The sequence below is a fragment of the Sphingomonas sp. BL2 genome (assembly GCF_056680015.1).
On record NZ_CM155261.1, the window covers coordinates 511,256 to 524,448 of the forward strand.

14 protein-coding genes are annotated in these 13,193 nt (G+C 66.1%); 7 read left to right on the forward strand and 7 right to left on the reverse strand.

Annotated elements, in window-relative coordinates; all coding sequences use genetic code 11:
* The first annotated feature begins 2 nt into the window (after nucleotides 1-2).
* The 3 genes from AC1ME3_RS02205 to AC1ME3_RS02215 all read left to right on the forward strand — a co-directional run bounded on the left by AC1ME3_RS02205 (nucleotide 3) and on the right by AC1ME3_RS02215 (nucleotide 3,702).
* Nucleotides 3-1,640 carry a hypothetical protein gene (locus AC1ME3_RS02205; RefSeq protein ID WP_480954656.1) on the forward strand — a complete coding sequence of 546 codons (1,638 nt, stop codon included), beginning with the start codon at nucleotides 3-5 and terminating at the stop codon, nucleotides 1,638-1,640.
* Between the two features lie 278 nt (nucleotides 1,641-1,918).
* Nucleotides 1,919-3,229, forward strand: a complete 1,311-nt coding sequence (locus AC1ME3_RS02210) for an alkaline phosphatase family protein (protein WP_480955740.1) — start codon at nucleotides 1,919-1,921, stop codon at nucleotides 3,227-3,229.
* Between the two features lie 11 nt (nucleotides 3,230-3,240).
* The gene (locus AC1ME3_RS02215) at nucleotides 3,241-3,702 is read left to right on the forward strand and encodes a MaoC family dehydratase (protein WP_480954657.1); all 462 of its coding nucleotides are present in this window, start codon (nucleotides 3,241-3,243) and stop codon (nucleotides 3,700-3,702) included.
* Nucleotides 3,703-3,801: 99 nt separating this feature from the next.
* On the opposite strand, the gene AC1ME3_RS02220 is transcribed toward AC1ME3_RS02215, so the two are convergent.
* The 5 genes from AC1ME3_RS02220 to petA all read right to left on the reverse strand — a co-directional run bounded on the left by AC1ME3_RS02220 (nucleotide 3,802) and on the right by petA (nucleotide 8,272).
* A complete protein-coding gene (locus tag AC1ME3_RS02220; RefSeq protein ID WP_480954658.1) occupies nucleotides 3,802-4,551 on the reverse strand; it encodes a hypothetical protein in 750 nt (249 codons plus the stop codon).
* 252 nt (nucleotides 4,552-4,803) lie between these two features.
* The gene (locus AC1ME3_RS02225; RefSeq protein ID WP_480954659.1) at nucleotides 4,804-5,352 is read right to left on the reverse strand and encodes an adenine phosphoribosyltransferase; all 549 of its coding nucleotides are present in this window, start codon (nucleotides 5,350-5,352) and stop codon (nucleotides 4,804-4,806) included.
* A gap of 147 nt (nucleotides 5,353-5,499) precedes the next feature.
* Complete coding sequence (locus tag AC1ME3_RS02230) at nucleotides 5,500-6,342, reverse strand: cytochrome c1 (protein ID WP_480954660.1); 843 nt, start codon at nucleotides 6,340-6,342, stop codon at nucleotides 5,500-5,502.
* 21 nt (nucleotides 6,343-6,363) lie between these two features.
* On the reverse strand, nucleotides 6,364-7,695 hold the full coding sequence (locus AC1ME3_RS02235; protein ID WP_480954661.1) for a cytochrome b: 1,332 nt from the start codon (nucleotides 7,693-7,695) through the stop codon (nucleotides 6,364-6,366).
* A 10-nt stretch (nucleotides 7,696-7,705) separates the two neighbouring features.
* On the reverse strand, nucleotides 7,706-8,272 hold the full coding sequence (petA, locus tag AC1ME3_RS02240; RefSeq protein ID WP_056489394.1) for a ubiquinol-cytochrome c reductase iron-sulfur subunit: 567 nt from the start codon (nucleotides 8,270-8,272) through the stop codon (nucleotides 7,706-7,708).
* Between the two features lie 203 nt (nucleotides 8,273-8,475).
* Here petA and AC1ME3_RS02245 point away from each other — a divergent pair, with 203 nt between their 5' ends.
* The 3 genes from AC1ME3_RS02245 (at nucleotide 8,476) to AC1ME3_RS02255 (ending at nucleotide 10,562) form a co-directional block, all read left to right on the forward strand.
* Nucleotides 8,476-8,925 carry a tRNA (cytidine(34)-2'-O)-methyltransferase gene (locus tag AC1ME3_RS02245; protein WP_480954662.1) on the forward strand — a complete coding sequence of 150 codons (450 nt, stop codon included), beginning with the start codon at nucleotides 8,476-8,478 and terminating at the stop codon, nucleotides 8,923-8,925.
* A gap of 193 nt (nucleotides 8,926-9,118) precedes the next feature.
* The gene (gene hemF / locus AC1ME3_RS02250) at nucleotides 9,119-9,961 is read left to right on the forward strand and encodes an oxygen-dependent coproporphyrinogen oxidase (protein ID WP_480954663.1); all 843 of its coding nucleotides are present in this window, start codon (nucleotides 9,119-9,121) and stop codon (nucleotides 9,959-9,961) included.
* A 1-nt stretch (nucleotide 9,962) separates the two neighbouring features.
* Complete coding sequence (locus AC1ME3_RS02255) at nucleotides 9,963-10,562, forward strand: GNAT family N-acetyltransferase (protein WP_480954664.1); 600 nt, start codon at nucleotides 9,963-9,965, stop codon at nucleotides 10,560-10,562.
* 158 nt (nucleotides 10,563-10,720) lie between these two features.
* Here the strand turns inward: AC1ME3_RS02255 and AC1ME3_RS02260 are convergent, their stop codons facing one another.
* Both AC1ME3_RS02260 and AC1ME3_RS02265 read right to left on the reverse strand, forming a co-directional pair.
* The gene (locus AC1ME3_RS02260) at nucleotides 10,721-11,461 is read right to left on the reverse strand and encodes a hypothetical protein (RefSeq protein WP_480954665.1); all 741 of its coding nucleotides are present in this window, start codon (nucleotides 11,459-11,461) and stop codon (nucleotides 10,721-10,723) included.
* Nucleotides 11,458-12,318 carry a hypothetical protein gene (locus AC1ME3_RS02265; protein WP_480954666.1) on the reverse strand — a complete coding sequence of 287 codons (861 nt, stop codon included), beginning with the start codon at nucleotides 12,316-12,318 and terminating at the stop codon, nucleotides 11,458-11,460. Before AC1ME3_RS02265 ends, AC1ME3_RS02260 begins: the two co-directional genes overlap by 4 nt.
* Nucleotides 12,319-12,436: 118 nt before the next feature.
* Between AC1ME3_RS02265 and lipB the strand changes: the two genes are divergently transcribed.
* Nucleotides 12,437-13,090: a lipoyl(octanoyl) transferase LipB gene (lipB, locus tag AC1ME3_RS02270; RefSeq protein ID WP_480954667.1), complete on the forward strand. Its 654-nt coding sequence runs from the start codon at nucleotides 12,437-12,439 to the stop codon at nucleotides 13,088-13,090.
* Nucleotides 13,091-13,193 lie beyond the last annotated feature (103 nt).

Sequence of the window (13,193 nt, forward strand, 5' to 3'; positions counted from 1 at the left end):
CGATGACTCGATCGAAGTTTCTCGCGGCTGTGGCCGTGAGGGCGATGCTGCTTGCGGGCGGCGTCGTGGCGGCGGTGCTGCCCGTTGGCGCGGTGGCGCAACATTCCATGGCCATGCCGGGTATGACGATGCCGGATGCAGTTCCCAAGAAGACGGTGAAGAAGGCCAAGCCGCGGCCGGTGGTTAAGCGTTCGGCTGCCCGGGCGGCTGACACGACGCAGTCTGGGGGTACCGTCGATCATTCGACGATGAACCATTCGGCGATGGGCCACCCAGATCCGGTCGCTCCTCCGACCCCAGCCACGCCGTCTGCGATGCCCGAGGCTATGCCCGGTATGGATCATGCGCAGATGGATCATTCGGCGATGCCTGGGATGGCGATGGATCATGGCGCGATGGGGCATGCGATGATCGCCGACCCCGCCTACCGCGCGGCATCCGATGCGGCACTGGCAAAGATGCCGGCGGGTTCGGCGATGGCGGGGATGGCGATGGGGACGTCGGCCGGGTTCTACAGCCAGGGGAGCGGGACGTCGCGGCTGCCGGCGGCCGAGGGGCCGATGCGCGGGTATATGGCGCAGGTCGGCGAGTGGATGCTGATGGCGCATGGCTATGCGTGGGGCGTCGCGACCGACCAGGGGGGCCCGCGCGGGAAGAGCGAGGCGTTCGTGCAGTCGATGGCGATGCTGATGGCGGATCGCGACCTGGGCGACCGGTTCCATATCCAGCTGCGGACGATGAACAGCCTCGAGCCGCTGATGGGCGCGCGGGGCTACACGAACTTGTTTGCGACTGGCGAACTGGCGAACGACCGGCCGCTGGTCGATCGGCAGCATCCGCACGACCTGTTCATGGAGCTTGCCGCCAAGCTCGATTACCGGCTGGGGAACGGCGCGAGCGTCTTTCTGTATGGCGGACCGGTCGGCGAGCCGGCGCTGGGGCCGAGCGCGTTCATGCACCGCGGGTCGGCGCGGTATCAGCCGATGTCGCCGATCACGCATCACTGGTTCGATTCGACGCACATCACCTATGGCGTGGTGACGGCGGGGTATGCGACGCCCGCGTTCCAGCTGGAGGCCTCGGCGTTCAAGGGGCGCGAGCCGGACGAGCATCGCTGGAATATCGAGACGCCACGGCTGGACTCGTGGAGCGTGCGGGGGACGTGGACGCCGTCGCCATTCTGGGCGGTACAGGTTAGCCATGGTCGGCTGAAGGAGCCCGAGGTGCAGCATCCGGGCGAGGACGAGAACCGCTCGACGGCCAGCGTGCAATATGCGCGGGGCGGGCTGGCGACGACGTTTGCGTATAGTCTCAAGGATCGCGTGCCGGGGGAGAAGCTGAGCGCGTTCCTGGCGGAGGCTACGTATGAGCTTTCGGCGCGGCATGCGGTGTTCGGCAGGCTTGAGAACGTGGCGAACGACGAGCTTTTTCCGGACGAGGGCGATCCGCTGCACGACCGGAAGTTCCGGGTGACGAAGGCTGAGGTCGGGTATGCGTACCGGCTGCCGATCGTGGGGCCGCTTGGGTTGGCGCTCGGGGGGACCGTGGCGGCGTATGCAAAGCCGGCGGCGCTGGAGGCGGCGTATGGGAAGACGCCGGTGAGTTGGACTTTGTTCAGCAAGCTGGCTGTGGGGTTGTAGGCCGACGGCTAGTGCTGAGTGTTGCGGGCGGCCACCTCAGCTTTCCGTCCTCAGCACCTCCTTTACCTCCCCGGCGGAGGCCGGGGTCCAGTTTGGTAGGCGGCAGTAACGAAGCGCAACGCCGATCAGCGACGTCCCCCAATTGGGCCCCGGCCTTCGCCGGGGTGGTGCTGTTCGTTGGACGGCCAGCTAGCCCATGCAAACGGTCGCTTTCGCTCATCGTTCGTGCCGAGTAGGGATCGCGCGAAGTAGCCACCTGCTTGGGACGAACGGTTATGATGAAGAACGCGCTGGCTCTCCTCGGTTCGGCACTCGGGCTGACGCTCGCCGGGTGTGCGTATCCGTATACGCCCCCTGCCCTTGCGCCGATCACTGCGCCCGCTCCGAGCACGATGTCGGCGGCGGCGATGCCGGGTGAGGCTCGCGCGCCGGTTACGATTCTCGTGTCGATCGATGGCTTCCGGCCGGATTATCTCGACCGTGGCGTGACGCCCAATCTCAACCGGCTGCGCGCGGGCGGGGTGTTCGCGAGCATGCGGCCGTCGTTTCCGAGCATCACCTTTCCCAATCACTGGACGCTGGTGACCGGCCTGCGCCCCGATCGCAGCGGGATTGTCGGGAACAAGATGGAGGATCCCGCCCGGCCGGGCGAGACGTTCACGATGGCGACCGACGATCCGTTCTGGTGGAACGAGAGTTCGCCGATCTGGGTCGATGCGGAGAAGGCGGGGATCCGGACGGCGACGATGTTCTGGCCGGGCGCGAACGTCGCGGTCGGGGGCAAGGTCAAGCCCGACAGCCACGGCGCGATCGTGGGCGGTACGCGGCCGGAGGACTGGCAGCAGTTCAACCAGCAGGTCTCGGGGACGCAGCGGGTCAACGCGGTGCTCGACTGGATGCGGCGGCCGGCCGCGATCCGGCCGAAGCTGGTGACGCTGTATTTCGATACGGTCGACAGCGCGGGTCATGCGGGTGGGCCGGACAGCGCGGGCGTGACGCAGGCGGTGGCGGATGTCGATGCGAGCATCGGCGCGCTGGTCGATGGGCTGGCCGCGCTGGGGCAGCGGGCGAACCTGGTGATCGTCGCGGATCACGGCATGGCGGCGACGAGCAGCACGCGGGTGGTGGCGCTCGACGCGATTGCGGACAAGGCGGACTATCGCACCGTCGAGACCGGGCCGTATGCGACCCTGTTCGCGGTGCCGGGGCATGAGGCGGCGCTGGAGGCGCGGCTGCTGACCCGCCACGATCATCTGCAATGCTGGCGCAAGGGGGAGATCCCGGCGCGGTTCCATTATGGGCGCAACCCGCGCGTGCCGAGCTATCTGTGCCTTGCCGATGTCGGCTGGCGGGTAGATCCGAGTGCGCCGACCAAGGCTTCGGTCGGTGGGATGCACGGCTATGACAACATGGCGCCGGAGATGCGCGCGCTGTTCATCGCCAACGGGCCGGCGTTTGCGCGCGGCAAGACGATTGCGAGCTTCGACAACGTTACCATCGAGCCATTGCTGCGTGATCTGATCGGGTTGCCGGCAGAGGCGGGGCTGGACGGCACCGACGCACCCTTCCAGAAGGTGCTGCAACGATAAGAGGAGAGGTTGTGCAGTATTTCGAGGATATCGAGGTCGGTCGGACCGCGTCGTTCGGTTCCTACGCCGTTACGCGCGAGGAGGTGATGGACTTCGCCGCGAAATACGATCCGCAGCCGTTTCACCTGTCCGACGAGGCGGCCGCGCAGACGCATTTCGGGCGGCTGTCGGCGAGCGGCTGGCATACGTGCGCGATGGTAATGTCGATGGTGGTCGCGAACCTGAAGGAGAACCAGCAGGCTGGGCTCGGGTCGCCGGGGATCGACGAGTTGAAGTGGGTGAAGCCGGTGTATCCGGGGGACACCCTGCGCTGCGAGACCGAGATTCTGGAGAAACGCGTGTCGGCGAGTCGGCCGGAGATGGGGATTTTCAAGAGCCGGATGCGGGTGTTCAATCAGGACGACGTGATGGTGATGACGTTCGTTTCCAACGGCCTCGTCGCGACCCGCCCCACGGACGCCAACGTGGGCTGATTGCCGAGCCGTTGCCCTGACGGGCGGCTGACGGCCCTCCCAATGCAGTAAAGGTTCACGCGAAGACGTTGCGCCTTCGCGTGAACCAATCTGCTCTAATTACTGCGCCGGACGACCGCCGCCGCGGTTGCCACCGCCCTGACGTCCGCCACCGAAGCGCTGTCCACCGCCGAACCGCTGGCCGCCGCCGCCGCGATTGCCTCGGAACGCGCCGTCGCCGCGATTGCCGCGGAAGCCGCCTTGGGCCTGGGGCTGCTGCGGGTTGGTGACCTGGCCGGGCTGCGCGGGCTGGCCGGGTTGACCGAACTGGCCGCGATCGGGACCACGGCCACGGCCACGATCCCAGTCTTGGCCGGGACCTCGCCCGGGACGGCCGTTGCCGAACTGGCCCTGACCGGGGGTGCCGGGGTTGCCCTGGTAGCCTGGACGATTGCCACGCCAGCCGCCGTCTCGGCCGCCATTGCCGCGGTTGCCGAACCCGCCCCAGTTGCCGCGACCGCCGTCGTTGTGGTTGCCCCGATACTGCTGGCGGCCCTGCCAATAGCGCTGCTGGTTGCCGTTCCAGCGGTGCGGGCGACGGTAGCGGTCGTAGACGTACACGCCCGAGCCGGGATAATAATAATCGCCGCTCCAGCCGTAGTAGGAGTTCAGGCCGCCATAGCCTGCGAAGCCATCATAGCCGCCGCCGTAGCCTGCGCCATAATAGCCGTCGCCGTAGCCACCACCGTAATAGGGATCGCTGGCATAGCCGACGCCTGCGCCGCCATAGCCGTAACCATCAGTGCAGCCTGCGACACCTAGTCCGAGACCCAAGGCTAGGCCGATAATGCCGAAGCGCTTCAGAAACATGGAAATTCTCCCGTACATGGAGAGCGGACACAACGCGCCGCCATTCATCGCATAACGGAGTCGGTATGTCGCAAGTTCCATGAATGGGGTCTGACGGGGTTTCGTCTGGTGGTGAGCGCATGTGCGGGTGAGGCGCACTCCCTTTGCTGTTCCCTCGCGAACGCGGGAGTCCAGGGAAGCAGTGCACTACGGTATTTAGCTGGGCCCCCGCGTCCGCGGGGGAACGGCTATGTGGTTATGTCTTCCGAGCCATCAGTGGCCGGGGAAGTGGATCAGCGCGGTTGCTTCAATGCCGTCCGCGCGCAGTGCGTCCGCACCGCCTAGGTCCGGCAGGTCGACCAGGAACTGGGCTTGCGTGACGACCGCGCCGGCCTTGTGGAGAAGGCGGACGGCGGCGCGGGCGGTGCCGCCGGTGGCGATCAGGTCGTCGACCAGCAGGACGCGGGCGCCGGGGGCAAACGCATCGGCGTGGATTGCGATGCGATCGGTGCCATATTCTAGGGCGTAGTCCTCGGCGATCGTGGCGCCTGGGAGCTTGCCGTCCTTTCGGATCAGCAGGACGCCGGCCTTAAGCGGTGCGGCGAGCGCAGCGGCGAAGAGGAAGCCGCGGGCTTCGATGCCGGCTACCAGATCGACGGGACCGGAGACCGCCGCGACCATCCGCTCGATCGCGGTCGACCAGCCGTTCGGGTCGAGCAGCAAGGTGGTGATGTCGCGGAACTGGATGCCGGGCTTCGGGAAGTCCGGGATGGTGCGGATCAGCGCCTTCAGGTCGGCGTTGCGCGCGTCGGTATCGGACATGGGCGTTCCCTTCTCTCCGCGCAGGGGCGGCGGACGTACCGAGACGCGGTGCTGCGCGACGGCCAAAACGAAAGCGGCGGATCAGGCTGTTTGCCCGTCCGCCGCTCCCTTTATCCGTGCGCCCTTACTGCGGGAGCCGGGCCATCATCAATGCTTAACGTCGCGCCAGACGTTCTGGTACGCGCCCCAGGCGAGGCCGCAGAAGATCAGGATGAAGATGATCGACGCGAATCCGGCGGCATGGCGCGCCTCGAGGTTAGGCTCGGCGGTCCAGGTCAGGAACGCGGAAACGTCGGTCGACATCTGCTCCTTCGTTGCCTTGGTCCCGTCCGCATAGGCGACCTGGCCATCCGACGTCAGCGGCGGCGGCATCGCGATGTTGAGGTTCGCGAAATACGGATTGTAGTGGAGCCCGGTCGGCGTCTTGATGTCCGGGAACTCCTTCAGCAGCGCGGCGGGCTGCGTCGTGTAGCCGGTCAGCAGCGAATGGACATAGGCGGTGCCGTCCTCGCGCGCCTTGGTGATCAGCGAGAGATCGGGCGGCAGCGCATTGTTGTTCGCGGCGCGGGCGGCGATCTCGTTGGCGAACGGCGACGGGAAACGATCCGACGGGATATTCTTACGCGTCGCCGGCTCGCCGGTTTCCGGGTTGATCGACGGCTGTTCGATCACCCACTGGTTGGCGATCGCCTTAACCTCGGGGTCGGTATAGCCGATCTTGGTCAGGTCGCGGAACGACACCAGCCGCAGCGAGTGGCAGGCTGAGCAGACTTCCTTGTAGACCTGGAACCCGCGCTGCAGCTGGCGACGGTCGAACTTGCCGAACACGCCGTTGGAGGCGAGCTCGAGCTCCTTGGGGTGCTTGTGCGCGACGCTTTCCGCGGTCGGCGCGACGGGGTCGGTGATGACCCCCGACACGCTGCCGAAAAGCGCGATGCCGAGCACCAGCACGAAGGCCGCGCCGACGATGGAGGCGATGAGACGAACCATGTGTGTGTCCTCGAGTTCGTATCAGTGCGCGGCGTGCGGCGCGGAGGGCGCACCATGCGACGTGGGCGCCGTCGACAGCGCGGTGTGGGCCGGGCTGGTGCCGCCATGCTTGTTCAGCACGGCCTCGGTGATCGAGTTGGGCAGCGGCCGCGGACGCTCGGAGCGCGAGATGAGCGGCAGGATGATCAGGAAATGCGCGAAGTAATAGGCCGCGCAGATCTGGCTGAGGATCACGTAGAACGCGTTGGCCGGGGCGCCACCGCAATAGCCGAGCACGAAGATGTCCGCGACCAGCACCCAGAACGCGATCCGCGCCTTGGGACGGTAGTTCATCGAACGGACCGGCGAGCTGTCCAGCCAGGGCAGGAAGAACAGCAGCAGGATCGAGCCGAACATCGCCAGCACGCCCCACAGCTTGGCGGGCAGGATGAAGTCCGCGGTGAAGGCGCGCAGGATCGCGTAGAACGGCCAGAAATACCATTCGGGGACGATGTGCGCGGGCGTCGAGAGCGGGTTCGCCGGGATGTAGTTGTCCGGGTGGCCGAGATAGTTCGGGAAGAAGAACAGCAGGCCGGCGAAGATCAGCATGAAGATGCCGAGCCCGAAGCCGTCCTTCGCGGTGTAGTAGGGGTGGAACGGGACGGTGTCCTGCTCGCCCTTCACGTCGACGCCGGTCGGGTTGTTCGAGCCCGGGATATGCAGCGCCCAGATGTGCAGGATGATGACGCCCGCGATCACGAACGGCAGCAGGTAATGCAACGAGAAGAAGCGGTTGAGCGCGGCGTTGTCGGGTGCGAATCCGCCGAGCAGCCAGATGCGAATGGTATCGCCGACGAGCGGGATCGCCGAGAAGAACCCGGTGATGACCTGCGCGCCCCAGAAGCTCATCTGGCCCCAGGGAAGCACGTAGCCCATGAACGCGGTCGCCATCATCAGCAGGAAGATGACGACGCCGAGCAGCCACACCATCTCGCGCGGTGCCTTGTACGAGCCATAATAGAGCCCGCGGAAGATGTGCGTGTAGACGACGATGAAGAACATCGAGGCGCCATTGGCGTGTGCGTACCGCAGGAACCAGCCGGCGTTGACGTCGCGCATGATGCTCTCGACCGAGTCGAACGCGACCGCGCCGTTGGCGGCATAGTGCATCGCGAGCACGATGCCGGTGATGATCTGGATCGCCAGCGCGGCGCCGGCGAGCACGCCGAAGTTCCAGAAATAATTGAGGTTGCGCGGGACGGGATAGCCGCCGCCGAGTGAATTATAAACGAGCCGGGGAACGGGAAGCCGCTCATCCAGCCACCGCGTCAGCGGCAGCTTCGGTTCGTATTGCTTGGCCCAGGGAAAGCTCATGTCGTTTTCCTCAGCCTACCGTGACGACGGTGTCGGAGTTGAAGGCATAGTCCGGAACGTGGAGGTTCGACGGAGCGGGGCCTTTGCGGATGCGCGCGGCGGTGTCGTAGGCCGAGCCGTGGCACGGGCAGAAATAGCCGCCGAACGGACCTTTGTTCTCACCCTCGCCCGCACCGAGCGGAACGCAGCCGAGATGCGTGCAAACGCCCAGCGTGATCAGCCAGTTCTTCTTGCCCGCCTTGGTGCGCTGCTCCAGCGTCTGCGGATCGCGCAGCGTCGAGATGTCGACCGCGTCGGCTTCCGAGATTTCCTTCGGCGTTAGGTTGCGCACGAAGAGCGGCTGCTTGCGGAACGACGTCTTGATTGCCTGGCCGGGGAGGATCTTCGAGAGGTCGATCTCGGTGGTCGACTGTGCGAGCACGTCTGCCGAGGGGTTCATCTGGTTGATGAGCGGCAGGACGATCGCGACTGCGCCGACACCTGCAAAGGAGACGGCGGCGATGTTGATAAAATCACGGCGGCGAGGATCATGGGCCTCTTCGTGAAACGGCTCTGGCGATTCGCCGGGAGGAACCATGTCGTCGACTGTCGCCATTCATCTCGCCCTTGCACGTTATTTTTTTCGTGACGGGCTGGGCTTTCGGTTTCACGAAACCATATCCCCAATCCGTCCGACCGTCCCCACGGAGGCTGCGCTTTGATAGACGGCGGGGCGCGGGTTTGCCAACTGCATTTTGCTTTGGGTTACCACCCGGCCCCCGGCGCGCTAAGGGATCGGGCATGAGAATTGCCCTGTTTCAGCCCGATATTGCCGGAAATGTCGGCGCGATCCTGCGGACCGCCGCGTGCATGGGGATCGGCGTCGACCTGATCGAACCGATGGGATTCACCTGGAGCGAGAAGGCGGTGGCGCGCTCGGGGATGGATTATGTCGGCGCGGTCGACGTGGTGCGGCATGTCGATTGGGACGCGTTCCTGGCGCAGGTGCAGGGGCGGATCGTGTTGCTGACGACGAAGGGCGCGGTTCGACTGGATGTCGCGGAATTTCGCGAGGACGACGTGTTGCTGATGGGGAGCGAGGGGACTGGGGTGCCTGAGGACGTGCATGCGCGAGCCGATGTGCGGGTGCTGATCCCGATGCGGCCTGGGTTGCGGTCGATGAACATTTCCGTGGCGACGGGGATCGTTGCGGCGGAGGCGCTGCGGCAGACGGGCGGCTGGCCAGACTAGAATCCTCCCCCGCCAGGGGGAGGTGGCAGGCGCACGCCTGACGGAGGGGGAGGTAAGGGATAACCGCCGTTCCGTGTCCTCCCCCTCCGTCGCTTCGCGCCACCTCCCCCTGGCGGGGAGGATCGCTAGGCGGATGTCGATCCAGGCTAGCCCCCCCTCCCCGCCCCGCCACAGATTTGGTAGAGACACCTCCATGACCGAACTCGACCCCCAGCAAGCCGCCGCCCGCACCTGGTTCGAATCCCTACGCGATCGTATCTGCGCGGAGTTCGAGGCGATCGAGCGGGAGGCCGGTTCCGACGCCAGCTTCGAGTACACGCCCTGGGACCGGATCGATCCGTCGGGTGAACCGGGTGGCGGTGGTGTCCGCGGCGTCATGAAGGGCAAGGTTTTCGAGAAGGTCGGCGTCAACGTCTCGACCGTGGGCGGCACGTTCGAGGGCGACTTCGCCAAATCGATCCACGGTGCGGGCGACGACCCGCGATTCTTCGCGACCGGGATCAGCCTGGTCGCGCACATGACCAACCCGCACGTCCCCGCGGTGCACATGAACTGCCGCTTCCTCAACACCACCAAGCGCTGGTTCGGCGGTGGCGGCGATCTCAATCCACCGCTGCCGATCGAAGAGGATACGGCCGACTTTCACGCGACGATGAAGGCGGCGTGCGACGCGCACGATCCGGCGCATTACGAGCGGTTCAGGGACTGGGCGGAGACCTATTTCTACATCCCGCACCGGAAAGTGAGCCGCGGCGCGGGCGGCATCTTCTTCGACCATCTCGATGGCGATTTCGACGCGAACTTCGCGTTCACGCGCGATGTCGGCGAGGCGTTTCTAGATGCGTACCCGCGGATCGTGCGGCGGCGGATGGATACACCGTTCGATGCGGCCGACGAGGCGCGGATGCTCGAATGGCGCGGGCGCTATGCCGAGTTCAACCTTGTGTACGACCGCGGGACGCTGTTCGGGTTGAAGACCGGCGGCAACATCGACGCGATCCTGATGAGCCTGCCGCCGCGCGCGACTTGGTCGTAACGTGGCGCTGATCCCGGTTGCCGACGACGTCCTCGCGACGATCGTCACGACGCTGGAGATGCGGACGCGGCCACCGCTGCGACCAAGTCCGGGGTCGCGGTTGCGGCTGGTGAAGTGGGAGCGACCCGCGCTGGATAAGTATCGCGCACTGTTCCGGCGGGTCGGGAGCCCGTGGCTGTGGTTCTCGCGGCTGGTGATGGCGGACGATGCGCTGTCGGCGATCGTGCATGATCCGGGGATCGCGGTGTATGCGGTGATCGATCCGGCGGGGATCGAGGTCGGAATGCTCGAACTCGATTTCCGCGAGGCGGGGGCGTGCGAGATTTCGTATTTTGGGTTGATCCCGGAGTTGGCGGGGCAAGGTCATGGGCGGTGGCTGATGGCCGAGGCTTGCGCTCGGGCCTGGGCGAAGGGGGTGGAGCGGGTCTGGCTGCATACCTGCACGCTCGATCATCCGAGCGCGTTGGGGTTTTATCGGGCGCAGGGGTTCGTGGTGGTGAAGCGGACGATCGAGACGTTTCCGGACCCGCGGGCGTCTGGGTTGCTGCCGCAGGAGACGGCGCCGCAGATCCCGTATCTGGGGAAGAGTCCTGAGGACTAATGCACTCGATCACGCCTAGTCCAGCTTTACCTCCCCGGCGCAGGCCGGGGTCCAGTTGGGGGACGGTGCTAACGAAGGTGGCGCGTCGTCACTGCGACCTCTCCAACTGGGCCCCGGCCGCCGCCGGGGAGGTGCTGTTCTACTTGGCGGACGGCCTCTTACCTTGCCAAGCGCCGATAGGCGGAGATCGCGATCAGGGCCATCGCGATACCCGCCGCCATTGCCGCCACCGCGGCGCCGGCATCGACGATCGCGAGTGCTACCGGATTGCCCTGACCGCCGTCGCGCAACGCCTTGTCGGCCATCATGAAGGGGGCACCGACGAGCCAGCCGCTGATGTAGCTGAACGCGGCCAATCCCATGAGCGGGAGCCCCGAGCCTCGGCTGAGCGTGAAGCTGCGGCGGATCGCGCCGAGGGCGCCAAGCGGGGCTTCGGCGAACATTGCCGGGCCGGTCAGCATCGTCCGGCCGAGGATGTAGAGACCCGGGATCGCGTACAGCAACAGCCCTGCCCCGGCCGGCAGCGAGACGATCACCATCGCCAGCAGGAAGCGCGGGAAGATCCGTAGGCAGCGCGTCAACGCCTGCCGCAAGTCGAGATGCTCGCGGTCTAGATACAGCGCGTAGAACAGCGACGTCCCGAAGAAGCTCATCACATAGGCGAGCAGGTACCAGCCGCCATGCGCCGCCGCCCAGGTCTGCACCGCGTCGGCCCAGATCATCGCCTGCGCTTCGTTATTACCCGCCGCCGCGTCCGGCATTGGCGGATCGGGGACGACCAGCGCGAGCGCGAAGGCGGGGAGGAACAGGAACGGCGCGGCGATCCGCAGCAGCAGGTCGCGGTCGCGCTTGAACAGCGTCCAGGCGTCGGTGAGAACGGTCGCGAAATCAAGCTTCATGGGACGGCGTGTTTCTCTCTGGTCGCGACGTAGAGCTGCGCGGTGAAGACGGCGGCGAGCGCCGTGAAGGCGGTGGTGACGATCGAGCCCGCAACCCCCGCAAGGAAGGCCGCCGTTGCGACGGAGTCCGCGCCTAGCACGAGACGGAAGACGATACCCGTGACGGACTGCGCGGCGCCGGTCGCTACCAACAGCACGATGCAGAACAGCACCAGGACGCCGATGATCCGCGACGTCATCCCCTTGGTCAGCTGGATCGAGCGACGGATCGCACCGACACCGAGGCGTTCGTTGAGAATGACCGGGTTGAGCAGCACCAACCGCGCGCCGATCCAGAGCAGCACGAGCAGATAGGCGAGCCCGTAGAGTGCGGTGAAGCTGGCGGCACCGACGCTGGGCGGCGTCATCTGGACGCTCGTTCCGTTCGCGGCGGCGGCGAAGTCGAAACCGGACTGCACCAGAACGACGATCGGCGGCATCGCGAGCAGGACGGCGACGATGGTCAGCAGGACGGTGATGCCGAACGCGGGCAGGACGCGCGCGCTTCCCTGGCGACGGGCGGATGCCGCATCGACAGCGGGATCGGTCGCGATCGCGACGATCGCGAGTTGTGCCCAGATCAACGCGAACAGCGCGCCGATCGTCAGGACTGCGCCGACCAGCATCGAAACCGGATTTGCGCGCGAGGTGAACGCGACGAATCCGTCCCGCACGACGGTCGGCAGCAACATGCCGAGCACCGCGATCCGTGCGATCATCCCGGTACGTCCGTTGAGCACCTCGATCGTGCGATCCCAGACCGTTCCCATCTTCACGCGTGCGTTGACTATGCCCGTCGTCGCGCCTGTCGTCGCCATGCCTGTGCTCCCGCCATTCCCGTTCCTGCGCGGGTTAGCCCAAGCCCCCGTACTTGACCACATGGTTGAAACGCTCGTCGCGGTTGCAACTTCGGATGCGGGTGCGCAATTGGGTTCGGTGACCACTCCTCCCCTCTCCGATATCGAATGGCGGACCAGCGCCGGCCTGACCCCCTATGCGGACGCGCTGGCCGAGATGGAGGCGCGCGCGGTCGCAGTCGGCACCGGGGACGCGCGCGAACTGCTGTGGATGCTCGAACATCCGCCGGTCTATACCGCGGGCACCAGCGCCGAGCCGGGCGACCTGATCGACGCGCGATTCCCGGTGATCCCGACCGGACGCGGCGGCAAATACACCTATCATGGGCCGGGGCAGCGGATCGGCTATGTCGTGCTCGACCTGACCAAGCGCGGGCGCGACGTGCGGTGCTACGTCCACGCGCTCGAATCCTGGGTGATCGCGGCCTTGGGCGAACTCGGCGTCGAGGCATTCGCGGTCGATGGCCGGGTCGGCATCTGGACGCTCGACCGGGGACGCGAGGCCAAGATCGGGGCGATCGGCGTGCGGGTGAAGCGCTGGGTAACGCTCCACGGCTTCTCGGTGAACGTCGCCCCGGACCTGTCGCACTTCGGTGGTATCGTGCCCTGCGGCCTGCCGGAATACGGCGTTACCAGCCTGCAATCGCTCGGCATTCCGGCTGACCTTGCAACTTTCGACGCAGCCCTGGCGTTGACGGCCGATGCTTTCCTTGAAACAGTTTCTTGTCCTTGAGAAAACGAGGCTTGAGGGCAAAGCGTTATCGGATTAATGTCCACTACGATTTGGGTATTAAGGGCGAGCAGCCAGCCAAATCCTCTATCTAGGGAGCTTCCAC